The sequence below is a fragment of the Streptomyces sp. SLBN-31 genome (assembly GCF_006715395.1).
Classification (GTDB): Bacteria; Actinomycetota; Actinomycetes; order Streptomycetales; family Streptomycetaceae; genus Streptomyces.
This window is the reverse complement of sequence record NZ_VFNC01000003.1, coordinates 1,264,136-1,282,598: the sequence shown is the minus strand read 5'-3', so window position 1 is coordinate 1,282,598 and position 18,463 is coordinate 1,264,136. Positions and strand designations below refer to the sequence as shown.

At 69.8% G+C, this 18,463-nt stretch carries 19 protein-coding genes and 2 pseudogenes; 6 read left to right on the top strand and 15 right to left on the bottom strand.

Going from position 1 to position 18,463, the window contains the following annotated elements; translation table 11 throughout:
• Positions 1–22: 22 nt before the first annotated feature.
• The 3 genes from mqnE to FBY22_RS43565 form a co-directional block, all read right to left on the bottom strand.
• Positions 23–1,186, bottom strand: a complete 1,164-nt coding sequence (gene mqnE, locus FBY22_RS43575; protein ID WP_142154473.1) for an aminofutalosine synthase MqnE — start codon at positions 1,184–1,186, stop codon at positions 23–25.
• 38 nt (positions 1,187–1,224) lie between these two features.
• Positions 1,225–1,680, bottom strand: a complete 456-nt coding sequence (locus FBY22_RS43570; protein WP_058923898.1) for an Lrp/AsnC family transcriptional regulator — start codon at positions 1,678–1,680, stop codon at positions 1,225–1,227.
• Positions 1,681–1,749: 69 nt separating this feature from the next.
• On the bottom strand, positions 1,750–2,433 hold the full coding sequence (locus FBY22_RS43565; RefSeq protein ID WP_142154471.1) for a UbiX family flavin prenyltransferase: 684 nt from the start codon (positions 2,431–2,433) through the stop codon (positions 1,750–1,752).
• Positions 2,434–2,524: 91 nt separating this feature from the next.
• Between FBY22_RS43565 and FBY22_RS43560 the strand changes: the two genes are divergently transcribed.
• Entirely contained in the window at positions 2,525–3,136 is a 612-nt protein-coding gene (locus tag FBY22_RS43560; RefSeq protein ID WP_142154469.1) for a rhomboid family intramembrane serine protease, read from the top strand.
• Between the two features lie 24 nt (positions 3,137–3,160).
• Here the strand turns inward: FBY22_RS43560 and mqnP are convergent, their stop codons facing one another.
• Together mqnP and FBY22_RS43550 are read right to left on the bottom strand one after the other, a co-directional pair.
• A complete protein-coding gene (gene mqnP, locus FBY22_RS43555; RefSeq protein WP_142154467.1) occupies positions 3,161–4,063 on the bottom strand; it encodes a menaquinone biosynthesis prenyltransferase MqnP in 903 nt (300 codons plus the stop codon).
• Positions 4,060–5,517 (bottom strand): menaquinone biosynthesis decarboxylase, encoded by a 1,458-nt coding sequence (locus FBY22_RS43550; RefSeq protein WP_142154465.1) that lies wholly within the window; start codon positions 5,515–5,517, stop codon positions 4,060–4,062. The genes mqnP and FBY22_RS43550 overlap by 4 nt, the downstream gene beginning before the upstream one ends.
• An 87-nt stretch (positions 5,518–5,604) precedes the next feature.
• Here FBY22_RS43550 and FBY22_RS43545 point away from each other — a divergent pair, with 87 nt between their 5' ends.
• Complete coding sequence (locus tag FBY22_RS43545; RefSeq protein ID WP_142154463.1) at positions 5,605–6,000, top strand: PLD nuclease N-terminal domain-containing protein; 396 nt, start codon at positions 5,605–5,607, stop codon at positions 5,998–6,000.
• Between the two features lie 91 nt (positions 6,001–6,091).
• A pseudogene (locus FBY22_RS45645) lies at positions 6,092–6,244 on the top strand (cytosine permease); the annotation flags it as partial.
• Between the two features lie 241 nt (positions 6,245–6,485).
• Here the strand turns inward: FBY22_RS45645 and FBY22_RS45640 are convergent.
• Positions 6,486–6,839: pseudogene (locus FBY22_RS45640) on the bottom strand (PucR family transcriptional regulator ligand-binding domain-containing protein); the annotation flags it as partial.
• 124 nt (positions 6,840–6,963) lie between these two features.
• Between FBY22_RS45640 and FBY22_RS43530 the strand changes: the two are divergent.
• Entirely contained in the window at positions 6,964–7,413 is a 450-nt protein-coding gene (locus tag FBY22_RS43530; protein WP_174267441.1) for a nucleoside deaminase, read from the top strand.
• A complete protein-coding gene (locus FBY22_RS43525; protein WP_142154458.1) occupies positions 7,406–8,380 on the top strand; it encodes an isopenicillin N synthase family oxygenase in 975 nt (324 codons plus the stop codon). Before FBY22_RS43530 ends, FBY22_RS43525 begins: the two co-directional genes overlap by 8 nt.
• Before the next feature lie 25 nt (positions 8,381–8,405).
• On the opposite strand, the gene ccsB is transcribed toward FBY22_RS43525, so the two are convergent.
• The 7 genes from ccsB to hemL form a co-directional block, all read right to left on the bottom strand.
• Entirely contained in the window at positions 8,406–9,506 is a 1,101-nt protein-coding gene (ccsB, locus tag FBY22_RS43520) for a c-type cytochrome biogenesis protein CcsB (protein WP_142154456.1), read from the bottom strand.
• Entirely contained in the window at positions 9,503–11,230 is a 1,728-nt protein-coding gene (locus FBY22_RS43515) for a cytochrome c biogenesis protein ResB (protein ID WP_142154453.1), read from the bottom strand. Before FBY22_RS43515 ends, ccsB begins: the two co-directional genes overlap by 4 nt.
• A gap of 3 nt (positions 11,231–11,233) precedes the next feature.
• Complete coding sequence (locus tag FBY22_RS43510) at positions 11,234–12,004, bottom strand: cytochrome c biogenesis CcdA family protein (RefSeq protein WP_142154451.1); 771 nt, start codon at positions 12,002–12,004, stop codon at positions 11,234–11,236.
• A 1-nt stretch (position 12,005) separates the two neighbouring features.
• The gene (locus FBY22_RS43505; protein ID WP_142154449.1) at positions 12,006–12,623 is read right to left on the bottom strand and encodes a TlpA disulfide reductase family protein; all 618 of its coding nucleotides are present in this window, start codon (positions 12,621–12,623) and stop codon (positions 12,006–12,008) included.
• Positions 12,624–12,700: 77 nt separating this feature from the next.
• Complete coding sequence (locus FBY22_RS43500; protein ID WP_142154447.1) at positions 12,701–13,984, bottom strand: hypothetical protein; 1,284 nt, start codon at positions 13,982–13,984, stop codon at positions 12,701–12,703.
• 120 nt (positions 13,985–14,104) lie between these two features.
• A complete protein-coding gene (locus FBY22_RS43495) occupies positions 14,105–14,797 on the bottom strand; it encodes a histidine phosphatase family protein (RefSeq protein WP_142154445.1) in 693 nt (230 codons plus the stop codon).
• A complete protein-coding gene (gene hemL, locus FBY22_RS43490) occupies positions 14,794–16,113 on the bottom strand; it encodes a glutamate-1-semialdehyde 2,1-aminomutase (protein WP_142154443.1) in 1,320 nt (439 codons plus the stop codon). The genes FBY22_RS43495 and hemL overlap by 4 nt, the downstream gene beginning before the upstream one ends.
• A 352-nt stretch (positions 16,114–16,465) precedes the next feature.
• Here hemL and FBY22_RS43480 point away from each other — a divergent pair, with 352 nt between their 5' ends.
• Entirely contained in the window at positions 16,466–17,104 is a 639-nt protein-coding gene (locus tag FBY22_RS43480) for a hypothetical protein (RefSeq protein WP_174267440.1), read from the top strand.
• 247 nt (positions 17,105–17,351) lie between these two features.
• Here the strand turns inward: FBY22_RS43480 and FBY22_RS43475 are convergent, their stop codons facing one another.
• Together FBY22_RS43475 and araD are read right to left on the bottom strand one after the other, a co-directional pair.
• Entirely contained in the window at positions 17,352–17,732 is a 381-nt protein-coding gene (locus FBY22_RS43475; RefSeq protein WP_142154720.1) for a VOC family protein, read from the bottom strand.
• 5 nt (positions 17,733–17,737) lie between these two features.
• Positions 17,738–18,463 (bottom strand): L-ribulose-5-phosphate 4-epimerase AraD, encoded by a 726-nt coding sequence (araD, locus tag FBY22_RS43470; RefSeq protein ID WP_142154439.1) that lies wholly within the window; start codon positions 18,461–18,463, stop codon positions 17,738–17,740.

Here is an 18,463-nt window from a genome sequence, read left to right as displayed (position 1 = left end):
CCGCACCCGCCGCACAACCGGTTCAGACCCGCATCGGCTGCGGCGCTTCCCTCCGCGCCGAGTCGGGACCGTCGTACTCCCGGATGATCTCGTACCGAGTGTTCCGCTCCACCGGCCGGAAGCCCGCGTCCCGGATCAGATCCAGCAGATCCTCACGGGTCAGCTTGTTCGGCGTGCCGTAGTTGTCCGCGTCATGCGTGATCTTGTACTCGACGACCGAGCCGTCCATGTCGTCCGCACCGTGCTGCAACGCCAGCTGCGCGGTCTGCACGCCGTGCATGACCCAGAAGACCTTCACGTGCGGGACGTTGTCGAACAGCAGCCGCGACACCGCGAAGGTCTTCAGGGCCTCCGCGCCCGTGGCCATCTGCGTCCGCGCCTGCAGCCGGTTGCGGATCTTGCCGTCCTGCATGTCCACGAAGTCGTGCTGGTAGCGCAGCGGGATGAAGACCTGGAAACCGCCGGTCTCGTCCTGCAGCTCACGCAGGCGCAGCACGTGGTCCACGCGGTGGCGCGGCTCCTCGATGTGGCCGTAGAGCATGGTGCACGGGGTCTTCAGACCCTTCTCGTGCGCCAGCCGGTGGATGCGGGACCAGTCCTCCCAGTGGGTGCGGTGGTCCACGATGTGCTGCCGGACCTCCCAGTCGAAGATCTCGGCGCCGCCGCCGGTGAGGGACTCCAGACCGGCGTCGATCAGCTCGTCCAGGATCTCGCTCGCGCTCAGCCCGGAGATCGTCTCGAAATGGTGGATCTCCGTGGCCGTGAAGGCCTTCAGCGACACGTTCGGCAGGGCGGCCTTCAGCTCCCGCAGCGAGCGCGGGTAGTAGCGCCACGGCAGGTTCGGGTGCAGACCGTTGACGATGTGCAGCTCGGTGAGGTTCTCGCTCTCCATCGCCTTGGCGAGCTTGACGGCCTCCTCGATGCGCATCGTGTACGCGTCCTTCTCGCCCGGCTTGCGCTGGAACGAGCAGTAGGCGCACGAGGCGGTGCACACGTTCGTCATGTTGAGGTGACGGTTGACGTTGAAATGGACGACGTCGCCGTTCTTGCGCGTGCGCACCTCGTGGGCGAGGCCGCCCAGCCACGCCAGGTCGTCCGACTCGTACAGCGCGATGCCGTCCTCGCGGGTCAGCCGCTCACCGGCCCTGACCTTCTGCTCCAGCTCGCGCTTGAGCCCGACGTCCATGGCAACACCTTTCTCCGACAGCCCGACCAACGGTATCCCTAGACCTCTTCGGGCAGCTCTCCGACCCGGTTCTCCCACTTGGTGGAGAGCACGATCGTGGTCCGGGTCCGGGAGACGCCCTTCGTCCCGGACAGCCGCCGGATGATCTTCTCCAGGCCGTCGACGTCGGTCGCCCGCACCTTGAGCATGTAGGAGTCGTCGCCCGCGATGAACCAGCAGTCCTCGATCTCGGAGAGGTCCTTCAGCCGCCGTGCCACGTCCTCGTGGTCGGCCGCGTCGGACAGCGAGATGCCGATCAGCGCGATGACGCCGAGGCCGAGCGAGGCGGCGTCGACGGTGGCGCGGTAGCCCGTGATGACCCCGGCCGCCTCCAGCCGGTTGATGCGGTCGGTGACGCTGGGCCCCGACAGACCGACGAGGCGCCCCAGCTCCGCGTAGGAGGCCCGGCCGTTCTCCCTCAGGGCCTGGATGAGCTGCCTGTCCACCGCGTCCATGCGATTCGATGCCTTCCGCTGAAGAGTTCCCGAAGTGATGAGAGGTGCCGGGCCGCCGCGGCCCGTTCCCTACCGGTCGGCGCTCGCGCCGCCCAGTTCGCCGTCCCAGCGCCGGTACAGCCGGTGTGCGACGCCCGCCGCGTCCAGCACCCGCCCGGCGACGAAGTCCACCAGGTCCTGGATGTGGGTGGCGCCCGCGTAGAAGCCGGGCGAGGCCGGCACCACGCTGGCGCCCGCGTCGTCCAGCGCGACCAGGTGCCGCAGCGTCTGGCCGTTCAAGGGGGTCTCCCGTACGGCCACGACCAGCGGACGGCGCTCCTTGAGGGTGACGCTCGCCGCCCGCTGCAGCAGGTCCTTGGACAGGCCGAGCGCGACACCGGCCACGCAGGCCGTCGAGGCGGGCACGATCAGCATGCCCTTGTTCGGGTACGACCCCGAGGACGGGCCCGCGCCCAGGTCCCCGGCGGCCCAGTACCGCACCCCGTCCATGTCCGGCGCGAAGGCGCCCGGCTTTCCGTCGGCGCCCCGTCCGAGCCATTCCCGCAGGTCCTCGCGCCAGTGCGCGTCCCTGAAGGAGATGCCCGTCTCGTCCAGCAGGGTGAGCCGCGAGGCCCGGCTGACGACCAGGTCCACGCTCTCGCCGGCGTCGAGAAGTGCGCGCAGCACCGACGCGGCATAAGGCGTGCCCGAAGCGCCGGACACCCCTACGATCCAAGGTGTACGCGGCGTCTCTCCTGGCTTGGCTGGGTTCACGACTCCGAGCCTAGCTGGCGTCGCGGGGTGGGAACCGGCCGAGGGGGCCTGACCGTTCATCACGGTGACGGGCGGACGAGTGGGGGATGCCATGTCGGGTTCGGAGCTTCAGTGGTCGCGCCGGGACCGGGTGAAGGCCGCGGCCACGCTGATGGCGAGCTGGGTCGCGCTGTTGTGGCTGCTGGAAGTGGTCGACGTCGTCAGCGGCCACGCGCTCGACGGACTCGGCATCATGCCCCGCCGGGCCTCCGAGCTGGTCGACGTCGTACCGGCCGCGTTCATCCACTTCGGGTTCGCCCATGTGGCCGCCAACAGCGTGCCGCTGCTGGTGATGGGCTTCCTCGCGGCGCTGGGCGGGCTGCGCAGGTTCGCGGCCCTGTGCCTGGTCATCATCGTGGCCGACGGTCTGGGGGTGTGGCTCGTCGCCCCGGCGCACACCAACACCGCGGGCGCCTCCGGCCTGATCTTCGGCCTGTTCGGCTTCCTGCTGGTCAGCGGCTTCGTGGAGCGCCGCCCGCTGGGTGTCGTGGTCGGTCTGCTGGTGGGCGCCGTCTGGGGCACCTCGATCCTGCTGGGCCTGTCGCCGCTGCATACGGGCGTCAGCTGGCAGGCCCACCTGATCGGTCTGGCGACCGGAGTGGCGACGGCGTTCTGGTTCCGCCGCCGGCCGTCCCGACCTCCCGCTCCCGCGATACGGGCCTGAGGCCGGGCGGCTCGCGGAGCCCGCTCAGACGGTCAGCCCCCGCACCAGCAGGTCGAGCAGCGCGCACACGAAGAGGGCGATGCCGATGAAGCCGTTGACGCTGAAGAACGCCCTGTTCAGGCGGGACAGGTCGTGCGGGCGCACGATGGAGTGCTCGTAGACGAAGGCGCTCGCGACGATCATCAGTCCGACCCAGTAGAAGCCGCCCGCGTCCGTCACCACGCCGTACCACAGAAGCAGGGCCGTGGTCAGCGCGTGGCACACTCGCGCGCCCCGGATGGCCGCCGGGATGCCGAAGCGGGCCGGGACCGACATCACGCCGATCTCCCGGTCGGTCTCCACGTCCTGGCAGGCGTAGATCAGGTCGAAGCCGCCGATCCAGATGCCGACGGCCAGGCCGAGGATCACCGCGTGCCAGTTCCACTCGCCGCTGATGGCGAGCCAGCCGCCGATCGGGCCCATGGCCTGGGCGACGCCCAGGATGGCCTGCGGGAAGTTCGTGAACCGCTTGCCGTAGGGGTAGACGACCATGGGGACGACCGCCACCGGCGCCAGGGCGAGGCAGAGCGGGTTGAGGAGGGCCGCCGAGCCCAGGAAGACCACGACCGCGATCAGCGCGCCGGTCCAGGCGTGCTTCACCGACATCGCGCCGGTGACCAGCTCGCGCTGGGCCGTGCGCGGATTGCGGGCGTCGATCTCGCGGTCGATGATCCGGTTCACGGCCATCGCGAAGGTGCGCAGCCCCACCATGCAGACGGTGACCAGGAGCAGCCGGCCCCAGTGGATGTTCCGGTCCCACTCGTACATCGCGGTCAGCGCGGCGATGTACGCGAAGGGCAGGGCGAAGACCGAGTGCTCGATCATCACCAGCCGCAGGAACGCCTTGGTGCGTCCTGGCTGCGGGATCGCGGCGGAGGCGCTGCTCACAGGCCGTACTCCTTCCAGCGGCGGTCGACCTTGGCCGCCGTCTCGGGGTCGGACAGGACCATCTCGGGCCAGCCGCCGTCCCGGGTGTAGCCCTCCTCGGGCCACTTCCGGGTCGCGTCGATGCCCGCCTTGCCGCCCCAGAACTGCTGGTAGGAGGCGTGATCGAGGTGATCGACAGGTCCCTCGACGACGGTGAGGTCGCGGGAGTAGTCGGTGTTGCCCAGGGCCCGCCAGGCGACCTCGTGCAGGTCGTGGACGTCGCAGTCGGAGTCCACGACCACGATCAGCTTGGTCAGCGACATCATGTGGGCCCCCCAGACGGCGTGCATGACCTTCTGGGCGTGCTTGGGGTACTTCTTGTCGATCGAGACGATCGCGCAGTTGTGGAAGCCGCCGGCCTCGGGCAGGTGGTAGTCCACGATGTCCGGCACGATGATCTTCAGCAGCGGGAGGAAGAACCGCTCCGTGGCGCGCCCCAGCGGCCCGTCCTCCGTCGGGGGGCGGCCCACGACGATCGACTGGAGCAGCGGGCGCTTCCGCATCGTCACGCAGTCGATCTTCAGGGCGGGGAAGGGTTCCTGCGGCGTGTAGAAGCCGGTGTGGTCGCCGAAGGGTCCTTCGGGGAGCATCTCGCCGGGCTCCAGCCAGCCCTCCAGGACGACCTCCGCCTGCGCGGGCACCTGAAGCGGCACGGTCTTGCAGTCGACCATCTCGATCCGCTTGCCGGCGACGAACCCGGCGAACATGTACTCGTCGATGTCGCCGGGGAGCGGCGCCGTGGAGGCGTACGTCACGGCCGGCGGGCAGCCGAAGGCGATCGCGACCGGCAGCCGCTCTCCCCGCCGCGCGGCCACCTGGTAGTGATTGCGGCTGTCCTTGTGGATCTGCCAGTGCATGCCGATGGTGCGCCGGTCGTGGCGCTGGAGGCGGTACAGCCCGAGGTTGCGGATGCCGGACTCGGGGTCCTTGGTGTGCGTCAGACCGAGGTTGAAGAAGGAGCCGCCGTCCTGGGGCCAGGTGAACAGCGCCGGCAGCCGGTCGAGGTCGACGTCGTCCCCGGTCAGCACGACCTCCTGCACCGGCGCACTGTCGGACTTGACCTTCTTCGGCGGTACGTGGGTCATCGCGCCGAGCTTGCCGAAGGCCTCGCGGACGCCGACGAAACCGTGCGGCAGCTCGGGCCGCAGCAGTCCGCCGATCTTGTCGGAGATCTCCGCGTACGACTTCAGGCCGAGCGCCTTCAGCAGCCGCCGGTCGGTGCCGAAGACGTTCATCGCGAGGGGCATGTCGGAGCCCTTCACGTTCTCGAAGAGCAGCGCCGGTCCGCCCGACTTCTGCACCCGGTCGACGATCTCCCCGACCTCCAGGTACGGGTCGACCTCGGCCTTGACGCGCTTGAGGTCGCCCTCGCGTTCCAGTGCCCGGAGCAGGGAGCGAAGATCGTCGTAAGCCATGCGTCCCAGTATCGGCCACCCGCTACCCTGACCCCGTCACCGGGGCCGCACAGCGCCCGTCACCGTCTTCTGGGGGATCCCGCCACGATGTTCAGGTATCTGCCGTTCCTGCTGGTCCTGGCGCTGTGGATCTACGCCTTCATCGACTGTCTGAACACTCCCGAGGAGCAGGTGCGGGGGCTGCCCAAGGTGGTCTGGGTCATCATCATCCTGCTGTTCGGCGAGGTGCTGGTGGGACCGATCGCCTGGCTGGTCGCCGGCAAGCAGCGGGTCGCCCCGGCCGGCGGCTCCACGCCCTCCGAGTGGCACCGCGGCACGGCGGCGCAGTGGGTGGCACCCGACGACAACCCCGAGTTCCTGAAGTCCCTCAAGGAGGAGAACAAGAAGGACGAGGCGTTGCTGAAGGACTGGGAGGCGGACCTGCGCCGCCGCGAGGAGGAGCTGCGGCGGCGCGAGCGGGGCGAGGAGCCCAAGGGGGACTGACCCCGGCATACAGGATGTACGTCGGCGGGCTTCACGGTACGGACATCGCGCCCCTGTGCCGGGACCGGCCCGGACCGGACACTTGGCTCGCATGACGACAGCTCCCGCCGACTCCGCCGGCACCCTCGCCCCCGCGTACGGTGACAAGGTCATCGCCGTCGAGACGGCGGGCTCCGAGCCCATCCCCGACGCCGAACGCCATGGCTCCCCGCTGCAGTTGCTGTGGACCTGGGCCTCCCCGAACAGCCCAGCAGGCGTGCCGCCCGGTCCACGGCCGTCACCTCGCGCGTGCCGTGCACGGAGACGCCCACCAGCCGCGCCCCGGGCCCCGGGCGGAACCCGGCGAGGGCCGAGCGGGCCTCCACCTCGGGCTGGTTGAGGGCCGCCCGGTCGGCGAGGTCGGCCAGCAGGGCCGCCGTGTGGTCGTCGCCCCAGGGCCGTACGACGGCACGGCCCGACAGGCCGCGGGCCACGATCGCGCGGTTGGCCGCCTCGGTGATCCGTACGAAGGGCATGACCCGGTGCAGGGCCAGCAGCGGCAGCCCCAGGCGGCGGGCCTCGTCGACGACCTCGGCCGGCATGTGCGGCAGGGAGCGGCCGATCTCCACCGCCAGCCCGGCCGCACCGCGTGCGGCCAGTTCCCGGACGTAGCGGCGGCGGACCTCCTCGTCTGCGCCGGTCAGCCCGAAGCCGTTGGTCAGCAGCAGTTCGCCGCCGTCGAGGAAGTTGGCGCCCTCGTAGACCTCGCTGGAGTGGACCCAGCGAACCGGGCGGTCCAACCCACGATGTCCGGCCAGGAGTTCGGGTTCGGCGGCCCGTACGGGGTCGAGGTCCAGCACTTCGCGGAGGGTGAGGGCGGCCACGGGCACCTCCTGGGCGTGGACAGTTCGTCCGGCGGCGGGTTGCCGGGAGAGTACTTTCCGCACGTTGCCCTCGTGTTTCGGCCACAGGAGAGTGGGACGTATGGATCAGGCACAGGCACGCACCTGGCTCGCCACCGCCGTCGAGGAGGCCCGCGCAGGGCTCGCCGAGGGCGGCATCCCGATCGGCGCCGCGCTCTACGGCGCCGACGGCACGCTCCTCGGCCGCGGCCACAACCGGCGCGTCCAGGACGGCGACCCCTCGACGCACGCGGAGACGGCGGCGTTCCGGGCGGCGGGACGGCAGCGGTCGTACCGCGGCACGACGATGGTGACCACCCTCTCCCCCTGCTGGTACTGCTCCGGCCTGGTCCGCCAGTTCGGCATCTCGCGGGTTCTCGTCGGTGAGGCGAGGACCTTCCACGGCGGGCACGACTGGCTCGCCGAGCACGGCGTGGAGATCGTGCTGCTGGACGACCCCGAGTGCGTCGGCATGATGCGCGACTTCATCAAGGACAACCCGGCTCTGTGGAATGAGGACATCGGTGAGTGACGCCCCCGCCCCGCGCATCCCGACCATCGATCTGCGGCCCTGGCTGGAGGGTGGCTCGGACGCCCGCGCGGCCATCGCCCGGACCGTCGACGAGGCCCTGCAGACCGCCGGGTTCCTGCTGGTCACCGGGCACGGTGTGGATCCGGTCCTGCGCTCGCGGATCCGGGAGGCGGCACGGTCCTTCTTCACCCTGCCCGTCGCCGTGAAGCAGCCCTACGAGGCGAAGGTCGGCGGCCGCGGCTGGCTCGGGCCGGGCGCCGAGGCCAACGGCTACTCGGAGGGCACCGAGACCCCTCCGGACCTGAAGGAGTCGCTGACCTTCGCGACCCACGAGCCCTTCGAGGACCCGGTGGTCAACGCGGAGTGGTACGCGCCCAACGTGTGGCCCGCGGAGGTGCCGGAGCTGCGGACGCTGTGCGCGGAGTACCTGGAGCGGATGGCGGAGCTGGAGAAGCGGCTGCTGTCGCTGCTCGGCGAGGCGCTGGGCCTGGAACCGGACTTCTTCTCCCGGCACATGGACCACCCGACGTACGGGTTCAACATCAACTGGTACCCGGGGACGGACGTCGTGGGGGACCCGCAGCCGGGCCAGTTCCGTATCGGCCCGCACACCGACTTCGGGACGGTGACGATCCTGGACCGGCAGGCCGGCAAGGGCGGCCTGCAGGTCTGGACGGACGACGGCGGCTGGGAGGACGCGCCCTACGACCCGGACGCCTTCACCATCAACATCGGTGACCTGATGGCCCGCTGGACCGGCGACCGGTGGCGCTCGGGACGGCACCGGGTGCTGCCGCCGCCCGCGGACGCGCCGTCCGAGGAACTGATGTCCCTCGTCTACTTCGGCGAGTGCACACCGGGCACGCTCGTGGAGTCCGTGCCGGCGCCGGTGGGGCGGGTGGCGTACGAGCCGGTCGACTCGCACGTGTACCTGCGGGAGAAGCTGGACTCCATCACGGTCGGCTGACCAGCTTCTCCCGCGACCCCTGCCGCTACACGCCCGCGTAGGAGTGCTTGCCCGAGACGAAGATGTTGACGCCGTAGTAGTTGAAGAGCCAGCAGCCGAAGGCGATCAGGGCCAGGTAGGCGGCCTTGCGGCCCTTCCAGCCGGCCGTGGCGCGGGCGTGCAGGTAGCAGGCGTAGGCGACCCAGGTGATGAACGCCCAGGTCTCCTTGGGGTCCCAGCCCCAGTAGCGGCCCCAGGCCGACTCGGCCCAGATGGCGCCCGCGATGATCGTGAACGTCCACAGCGGGAAGACGGCCGCGTTCAGGCGGTAGGAGAACTTGTCGAGGGACGAGGACGCGGGCAGGCGCTCCAGGAACGAGGTGGCGAAGCGGCCGGGCGTGCCGCCGTTCTCCAGCTTGGTCTCGTAGGAGTCCTTGAAGAGGTACAGCAGTGTGCCGGCCGCGCCGACGTAGAAGACCGCGCCGCACAGGATGGCCGTGGAGACGTGGATGTACAGCCAGTACGAGTGCAGGGCGGGGACGAGCTGGTCGCTGGCGGTGTACAGAACCGTCACGGCGATGCCGAGGTCGAGGAGGACCGTGGTGACCAGGAACAGGCCGAGCCAGCGCACGTTCTTCCGCAGCGCCAGCAGCGTGAGGTATACCGCGACCGCGACGGCGGAGAAGGTGATGTTGAACTCGTACATGTTGCCCCACGGCGCCCGCTCCACCGAGGCCGCGCGGGCGACCACGCCGGCGAGGTGGATCAGGAAGGCGAGCACGGTGAGCGAGATGGCGATGCGCCCGTAGAGGTCGCCCTGCGCGTCCCCGCCGTGCGCCCCGGGCCCGTCGGGCACGTCCCGCGCCCCGGCGGAGGACCGCACGACGACCTTGGGCCGCTCCAGTACGGCGGTCCCGCCGGCCTTGTTGACGGTGACGGCCGGGGCGCCCTTGGCCTTCTGCGTGCCGTTCGTGAGCGCGCTGGCCGTGCGGGCGACCTTGCTGCGGCTGCCGAAGAGCCATTCGGCGATGTAGGCGAAGAAGGCCAGGGTGTAGACGGCCATCGCGGAGTAGATCAGCGTGTTGCTGATGTTCGCGAGGTGTTCGTTGGTCGCGGTGGCCAACTCGGTTCCGGCGGAGAGAATCACTTCTTCTCAGCCCCTTCGGCAGGTACGACGCTGGGGTCGGGGGTGGTGGTGGCGTCTGGGTCGGTGGAGTCCTCGTCGGGCCCGGGGGCGCCCGGCGCCCGGTCGTAGAGGGTTTCGGCGAGGTCGGCGAGTTCCTCGGGGACCTTGGCGGACTCGCTGCGGCCGAGGCCGGCCATCTCGACGACCGTCACGCCGTCGGGGCCGCTCACCGCGCGCACCCAGACGCGACGGCGCTGGATGAACAGGGAGCCGGCGAGGCCGAAGATGGCGACGAGGGAGCCGGCGAGGGCCCAGCCGGTGCCGGGCTGCTGGACGATCTGGAAGTTCGCCCACTCCTTGGTGCCCTCGTAGGTGATGGACCCGGCGCCGCCGGGCAGCCGCATGGTCTGGCCGGGCTTGAGGTTGTCCCTGAGCTGTTGGCCCTTGGCGTCCTTGTAGGCCTTCACATGCGACTTGTCGAGCTGGTACACGCTCTGCGGGATGCCGGAGTCGACACCGAGGTCGCCGTGGTACGGGGCCAGGTTGAGCACGGGGTTGAGGAGCCCCGGGAAGGTGGAGGCCGTCTCGCTGCCCTTGGTGTACGTCGGCAGCAGGAAGGCGGAGATGCCGATCTGCTCGCTGACGCCCTTGGCGTTCTTGTAGCCGTCGAGGACCTTGACCACGCCGGTGGAGGTGACGTTGGAGTCGAGGGGGAGCAGGGGCACGGCGTCGCGGTAGACGACGTTGCCCTTGCCGTCGCGGACGGTGATGACGGGGGCGTAGCCGTGGGCGGTCAGGTAGACCTTGGCGTCGCCGATCTCCAGCGGCTCGTTGACCTTGACGAGGTCCTTCTCGTCCTTGCCGTAGGCGCCCTTGCTGTAGGTGAGGGCCGCCTGGTAGGTGCGTGCGGTGCCCCGGTTGGGGCCGCTGGTCTCGTAGGTGCCGGTGAACTTGTCCAGGTTGAAGCTGAACGGCACCAGGTCGTCGGCGGTGAAGAGGCTGCCGGACTTGAAGTCGTCGTACTGCGTCATCGTGTTGGAGAAGCCGTCGCCCTCGACGACCAGCTTGTTGCCCTCGGACTTGAACAGCTGGCCCCAGGCGAAGGCGATCAGCATCACGATGAGCGCGATGTGGAAGGCGAGGTTGCCGGTCTCGCGCAGGTAGCCCTTCTCGGCGGCGACGGCGTCCCCGGCGACGTGCGCGCGGAAGCGGCGCTTCTTCAGCAGGGCGAGCGCGGCCTCGCGGACCTGCTCCGGCTCGGCCTCGGTCCGCCAGGTGGTGTAGGCGGGCAGTCGGGTCAGCCGCTTGGGGGCGCCCGGCGGGCGGCCGCGCAGCTGGCCGACGAACTGCCAGGTGCGGGGCACGATGCAGCCGATGAGGGAGACGAACAGCAGGATGTAGATCGCGGAGAACCACACCGAGCTGTAGACGTGGAAGAGGCCGAGCCTGTCGTAGATCGGTGCGAGCGTCGTGTGCGTCTTGCGGAAGGTGTCGACCTTGGTGACGTCGATCCCGGACTGCGGGATGAGCGAGCCGGGGATCGCGCCGAGGGAGAGCAGCAGGAGCAGCAGCAGGGCGACCCGCATGGAGGTCAGCTGCCGCCAGAACCAGCGGACCCAGCCGACGACGCCCAGGGAGGGCAGGTTGGGCGGCTCCTCCACGGGAGCGGTGGACAGCTGGGAGCCGGCCGCGCCGAGGTCGTCGTCGGCCCGCTCGGGGGGCGTACCGGTTTCGGTCTTGCTCATCGATCAGATCCCCACGGTGAAGCCGGCGGACCAGGACTGCATGTCCTGTACGAGGGTGTCCCAGACGCCGGTGACGAGCAGCAGACCGGTCACGATCATCATCGTGCCGCCGATCCGCATCACCCAGACATAGTGGCGTTTGACCCAGCCGAAGGCGCCGAGCGCCTTGCGGAAGGCGACGGCGGCGAGCACGAAGGGCACGCCGAGGCCGAGGCAGTAGGCGACGGTCAGGATGGCGCCGCGGCCGGCGCTGCCCTGCTGGGAGGAGAGAGTCAGCACGGAGCCGAGGGTGGGGCCGATGCAGGGGGTCCAGCCGATGCCGAACAGCGCGCCGAGCAGCGGGGCGCCGACCAGTCCGGTGGCGGGCTTCCGGTGGAAGCGGAACTCGCGCTGGGTCATCCAGGGCATCAGGCCCATGAAGAAGACGCCCATGAGGATCATGAGCACGCCGAGCACCTTGGACAGGATGCCCTTGTTCTCCTGGAGGGTGTCGCCGAAGTAGCCGAAGAGGGCGCCGCTGGAGACGAACACGGCGGTGAAGCCGAGCACGAACAGGGAGGCCCCCGCGACCATCCGCCCGCGCCGGGCGTCGGCCAGGTCGGTGCCTGCGACCCCGGTGACGTACGACAGGTAGCCGGGTACGAGCGGCAGGACGCACGGGGAGAAGAAGGAGACGAGGCCGCCGAGGAGCGCGATGGGCAGGGCGAGCAGCAGTGCGCCGTTGAGCACCGTGTCGTTGTAGCCCGTCGCGGCGAGCGTGGTGACTGAGGTCACGTCACTTCTCCGCGAGGACCGGGTCGATCATCGCGCGCAGTTTGTCCTCGCTGAGCGCGGCCAGCGAGCGCGCGGCGATCTTGCCCTGGCGGTCGAGGACGAGGGTGGAGGGGATCGCCTGCGGGTTGAGCGTGCCCTTCTTGAAGCGGAGCATCAGCTTGCCCGTGGGGTCGTAGAGGCTGGGGAAGCTGACACCGTACTGCTTCTCGAAGGCGCGGGCGTTGGCGATCTGGGCGTCGCGGGTGTTGATGCCGACGAACTGGACGTCCTTGGCCTTGAGGTCCCGGGAGACCTTCTCCAGGTTGGGCGCCTCGGCGCGGCACGGGGCGCACCACGAGCCCCAGAGGTTCAGAACGACGACCTTGCCCTTGTAGGAGGCGACGTCGAGCGAGCTGCCGTCGATGGTCTTGCCGGACAGGTCGGGTGCGGCGGACCGCTCCCCCTTCTTGACGGTGGAGATGCCGTCCTTGCCCATGACGAAGTTGGTGTCACCGCCGCCACCCGACGTGCCGCCCGAACTGCACGCGGACAGCGTGAGGGCGGCGGCCGCGGCCGTCGCGGCGAGCAGGGTGGCACGGCTTCGGTTCGAGCGCAGGGGGGTGCGGCTGGTGGCACTCATGTGAAAAGTTTCGCATGCCCGTTCCGGGGATCTTGCGCACCCCCCCAGCGGCTTCGCCGCCCCCCGGAATCCGCACGTCAGGCGGCCTTTCCGGTGGGTGTGGAGGACGCGGTGGAGGTCTCCTGCAAAAACGTCTTCCAGCCGCCGGCCGGCTGCTGTCCGACGTCGAGCGTGCGCAGCTTGGCGAGCACCTCCGGCTTCTGTACGTCCATCCAGTCGACGAACTGCCGGAAGGAGACCAGCCGTACGTCCGCGCCCTTCTCCTTCTCCCGGGCGATGTGCTTGAACGCCTCCTCGACGGCGTCCATGTAGATGCCGCCGTTCCAGTGCTCGAAGTGGTTGCCGACGAAGAAGGGTGCCCGGTTGGACTCGTATGCCCGCTTGAAGCCGGAGATGTAGGCGTTCGCGGACTGGGTGCGCCAGGCCGGGTAGTTGTGGGCGGGCGCCTGGGTCGAGTTGATCGACTGGTTGGCCAGCATGTTGTAGTCCATCGACAGGACCTCGAAGGAGCGGCCCGGGAACGGGATCTGCTGCAGCGGCAGGTCCCAGATGCCCATCTTCTTGTCGGGCCAGACCTGACGGCCGCCGGGCGAGGAGGCGTCGTAGCGCCAGCCGAGCTCCTTGGCCGTGGGCAGCAGGTTGTTCTGGCCGAGCAGACAGGGGGTGCGGCCGCCGACGAGTTCCTTCTCGTAGTCGAAGGGCAGGGAGGGCAGGTCGCTCCAGCCGGTGTTGGTCCGCCACTCCTTCACGAAGGACTTGGCCTGCTGGATCTCGCTGCGCCACTGGGCGGGCGTCCAGTTGCCGACCGTGCCGTAGCCGGAGCAGAAGTGGCCGTTGAAGTGGGTGCCGATCTCGTGCCCTTCGAGCCAGGCGCGGCGGACGTTGGTCAGCGTCGCCTTGACGTGCTCGTCGGTGAGGTAGCCGATGTCGGAGGCGCCGCGCGGGTTGTTCGGCGGGTTGTAGAGCCGCTTCTTCGACTCGGGCAGCAGGTACAGCCCGGACAGGAAGAAGGTCATGGACGCGCCGTGCTGCTTCGCCAGGTCCAGGAAGCGCGGGAAGAGGCCGTTGCCGACCTCGCCGGCGCCGTCCCAGGAGAAGATGACGAACTGGGGCGGGGTCTGGCCGGGCTCCAGCGGCTCGGGCTTCCTCGGCTGGTGGGGCTGCTTGCCGGTGAAGGAGGTCGAGCCGTCGCCGATGGGCCGGGCCGGATGGGACGTACCGCCGGGTTTGCCGCCGCCCTTGGAACCCCCGGCGTGCTTCGGCCCCTCTGACGGTGTGAGGGAGCCGCAGGCCGTGAGTCCGGCGGCGGCCGCGGCGCCCGCGCCGAGACCGAGCATCCCCCTGCGAGAAAGAGCGCGCATTCCATCCCCGATTCGTCATGTACTCCGGTGGTCACCCATTCAGAGGACATGACGAACAGGGAGGTTCCGCTCGATCACAGCGATCTCGCAACAAATGTCACGAGTGTGTATGAGGACCCGTCACGCGCCGAAGGCCTTGGTCTTCCCCGGCGCCGGCTTCGCGCCCGCCCGGAGGTGGGCCGGGACGAGATCGATGGCGGGCTCGCTGTAGCCCACGGACACGATCTTGTCACCCTGGTACGTGAAGCTCGTCAGCGAGGCCAGCGTGCACTGCCGCTTGCGCGGGTCGTGCCACAACCGCCGCCGCTCGACGTACGACCGCACGGTCCAGATCGGCAGTTGGTGGCTGACGAGCACGGCCTCGTGCCCCCGCGCCTGCTCCTTGGCGGACTCCAGCGCCTGCATCATCCGTACGACGATGTCGACGTACGGCTCGCCCCACGACGGCCGGAAGGGGTTGGTCAGGAACTTCCAGTTGGCCGGCTTCCTGAGCGCGCCGTCCCCGACGCCGAAGGTCTTGCCCTGGAAGACGTTGTCGGCCTCGATGAGCCGCTCGTCGGTCGCGAGGTCGAGTCCGTGCGCCTTGGCGACCGGCGTCGCGGTCTCCTGCGCCCGCTCCAGCGGGGAGGAGCACACGTACGCGATGTCGCGGGAGGCCAGGTGCTCGGCGACCCGGTCGGCCATCTGCCGCCCCAGCGCGGACAGGTGGTACCCGGCGAGACGGCCGTAGAGGATGCCGTCCGGGTTCTCGACCTCGCCGTGCCGCACGACGTGCACGACGGTGATGTCCTTGTTGTTCGTCTGCTCGCTCATACCGCCGTGGCCTCCGCCGCCGCTCGGGCCGCCGCCGGGAGGGCGTCGGCGATGCGCTGCACGGCCTGCTCGTCGTGGGCCGTGGACACGAACCAGGACTCGAAGGACGAGGGCGGGAGGTAGACGCCCTGCGCCAGCATCGAGTGGAAGAACGCGGTGAAGCGGAAGGACTCCTGCCGCTTGGCGTCCTCGTAGTCACGGACGTCCCGGTCCGCGAAGAACACGGAGAACATGTTGGAGGCGTTCTGCAGCCGGTGCGCGACGCCCTCCTTGCTCAGCGCCTCCGTCACCAGCCCCTGGATCGTCTCCGACACCGCGTCGACCTTGGCGTAGGCGGCGTCGTCCAGGAGCCGGAGCTGGGCGAGACCGGCGGCGGTGGCGACCGGGTTCCCGGAGAGGGTGCCGGCCTGGTAGACGGGCCCGGCGGGCGCGAGGTGCTCCATGACGTCGGCGCGGCCGCCGAAGGCCGCGGCCGGGAAACCGCCGCCCATGACCTTGCCGAAGGTCATCAGGTCGGGCCGCACCCCGTCGATGCCGAACCACCCTGCCCGGCTGGTGCGGAACCCGGTCATGACCTCGTCGGAGATGAAGAGGGCGCCGTTCTCGGCACAGGCGTCCTTCAGGCCCTGGTTGAAGCCGGGGCGCGGCGGAACGACGCCCATGTTGCCCGGCGACGCCTCGGTGATCACGCAGGCGATCTCACCGGGGTGCCGGTGGAAGGCCTCGTTGACGGCCTCCACGTCGTTGTAGGGCAGGACGATCGTGTCGCCGGCCTGGGCGCCGGTCACACCCGGCGTGTCGGGAAGCGCGAAGGTCGCCACCCCGCTGCCCGCCGCGGCGAGGAGCGAGTCGACGTGACCGTGGTAGCAGCCGGCGAACTTGATCACCTTGCTGCGCCGGGTGAAACCGCGGGCGAGCCGGATGGCGCTCATGGTGGCCTCGGTGCCGCTGCTGACGAGCCGGACCTGCTCGACGGGCTCCACCCGGGCGACGATCTCCTCCGCGAGCGCGACCTCGCCCTCACCCGGAGTGCCGAAGGAGGTACCGCGCGAGACGGCGCCCTGGACGGCGGCGATCACCTCGGGGTGGGAGTGCCCGAGGATCATCGGGCCCCAGGAGCAGACGAGATCGACGTACTCCCGCCCGTCCGCGTCCGTCAGGTACGGGCCCGAACCGGACACCATGAACCGGGGCGTACCGCCCACGGCGCGGAAGGCGCGCACCGGGGAGTTCACGCCGCCGGGCGTGACGGCGGACGCGCGGTCGAACAGCGCCTGCGACACGGGGGCTTCGTAGGAATATGGCAGTTCGCTCATGACCAGCGACTTCTCCGACCTTCTCGGGACTGCTCGGGACCACTCACTTCGGCTCCGGTTGCCTGTGACCTCCTCAGGGTAGGCCAGCGGGTACGGACGGCCGGGAGGGCGCTGCTGACCGGACGGACAGCGGCGCCCCGAGTCGATCTGCGAAACTGGGTCCTGATACACACAGCTCAAACGGCCTTCTCGTACGTATGCATGGACGAAGGCGTGTTCAGGGGCTGCGAAGATCCTGCGGACAGGTGTTTCAGCGCACGTTTCGGCGGGCGGCCGTGGGGGAGGTCACTGACACGATGATCGGGTTGCGCGGCGGGGGCCACGCGTCCTAGAAAAGCAGTCGGGTGGAGATATGCATCGCGGTGGCGGACTGGGCGAGGGGACTGACGACCTGGGTCCTCGACGTGCCCGGCGGGGAAGGCACCGACGCGAGGCGGAGGAAGCTACCGAGACACGTCAGGGTCAGGGTGTACCGAGTGAGCCCGAGCAGTTCGAGCGGCGCGGCGACCGCCGGCTCGACAGCCTGCGGGACGGGAGCAGGAATGGTGGTCGGGTGGGGGTGACGTACAAGTACTTCGGCGCGCCGGACGGTGCGACCGCGGCCCGCGTCCCGATCTCGATGCGCCCCGAGGAACTCGGCGGCGACGAGCTCGGCATGAACGGCATGTTCACCAAGATCAAGCCGGAGACGATGGCGGCGATGGTGCTGACGGGCATCGAAGGCGTGCCCCTGCACAAGGTTCCGCCGCTGGAGCTGGTCGTCCTGCACCCCGACTACGCGGTCGTCAAGCTCCCGATGACGGTGGTCGACCCCCTGCGCGGCATAGGCGAGGAGGCGGTGGGCGCGGCGGCGTTCATCTGGTCGACGGTCCCGGACCGGGGCGGCCCGCGGGACGCCTTCAACGTCTACCAGCTGCTGCACGAGTGGCAGGACTTCAGCCATCGGCTGCATGAGGCGGGGCATCAGCCTTATTGCCTTGTCTGGCCGTGACCTGGGGCTTCTTTTGGTGCGGGCGGGGCTTTCGGGTCCCGCCTTTGTCATGTGCCAGGCCGGTCACCCCTCGTCTTCCGTCCTCGCCGAGGGGATCGGCGGGCCGGCCGTCGACGCGCTCGAGCCAGCCCCTTGCGACCGACCGGGGAGAGCCACCCTTCGTCCCCGCCCTCTGAACCACGAGCCACTCGCCGGTCTCGGCCGACCTGGGGGTGAGGGGCAGGTCACCCGAGACCGCACGTACTCGTCACGGCCAAACGTTGGCCTTTGCCCGGAAAGTGTCGGGATCGCTCTCCACAGGTAGTACGCACAGCAGATGACCGCCAGGAATTCGTAGCACGCGGCACTCCTGCCACCGCGAAACCTGCTCGGCGCCCAGGGCGATCAAGCGCGCGGTCTCCGATTCGACGTCGTCGGTCTCGATGTCGAGGTGGATACGAGGTGCGTCGTCGACCGCCTGGACTGCGGTGATCACCCCTGGCAGGGCCTGGTGGAGCGTGGTGAACTGCGGTGCCGGTGGAAACGGTTGGGCGGTCACACCGAGAGCGGCCGACCAGAAGTCCGCTGCCCGGGCAGCCTCGGCCTGGGGTGCGTCGATCAGTACGGCGTATACGCGGCTTCTGTGCATCGCCGTCACCGCATCACCGGGTCGGCCGGATTGCCGTAGTAGGCGTCGGGGCCGTGCTTGCGGGTGTAGTGGCGGTTCAGGAGGTGAGGAGGTGGTGGTGTCGTCGGTGAGAGGGACATGGTGTGGAGGGCTATGTCGGCGACGGCCTCGCAGATGATCGCGTGTTCCAGGGACTTGCGGGCGGTGGCGCCCCAGGTGAAGGGGCCGTGGCCCGCGACGAGGGCGGCGGGGACCTCGACGGCCCGCTGGTCGTCGCCGTCGAGGAGGTCCACGATGACGTGGCCGGTGTTGTACTCGTAGTCCTTCGCGCACTCCTCCTCGGTGAGGTCGCGGGTGACCGGCACGGGGCCGTTGAAGGTGTCCGCGTGGGTGGTGCCGAGGACGGGGATGTCCCGGTGGGCCTGGGCGAAGGCGACCGCGTGGGTGGAGTGGGTGTGGGTCACGCCGCCGACCGACCCAAATGCCAGGTACAGGCAGCGGTGGGTCTCGGTGTCGGTGGACGGGCGCAGGTGGCCCCCGACCACCGCGCCGTCGGACAGGCGGACCGTCACCAGGTCGTCGATGGTGAGTGCCTCGTAGGGAACCCCGGAGGGCTTGATGACGAACACGCCCGCCTCGCGGTCGATCCCGCTGACGTTTCCCCAGGTGAGAGTCGCCAGGCCGACCTGGGGGATGGCGAGGTTCGCCTCCAGGACCTCCTGGCGCAGGCCCTCCCGGACAACTGTGGTCAT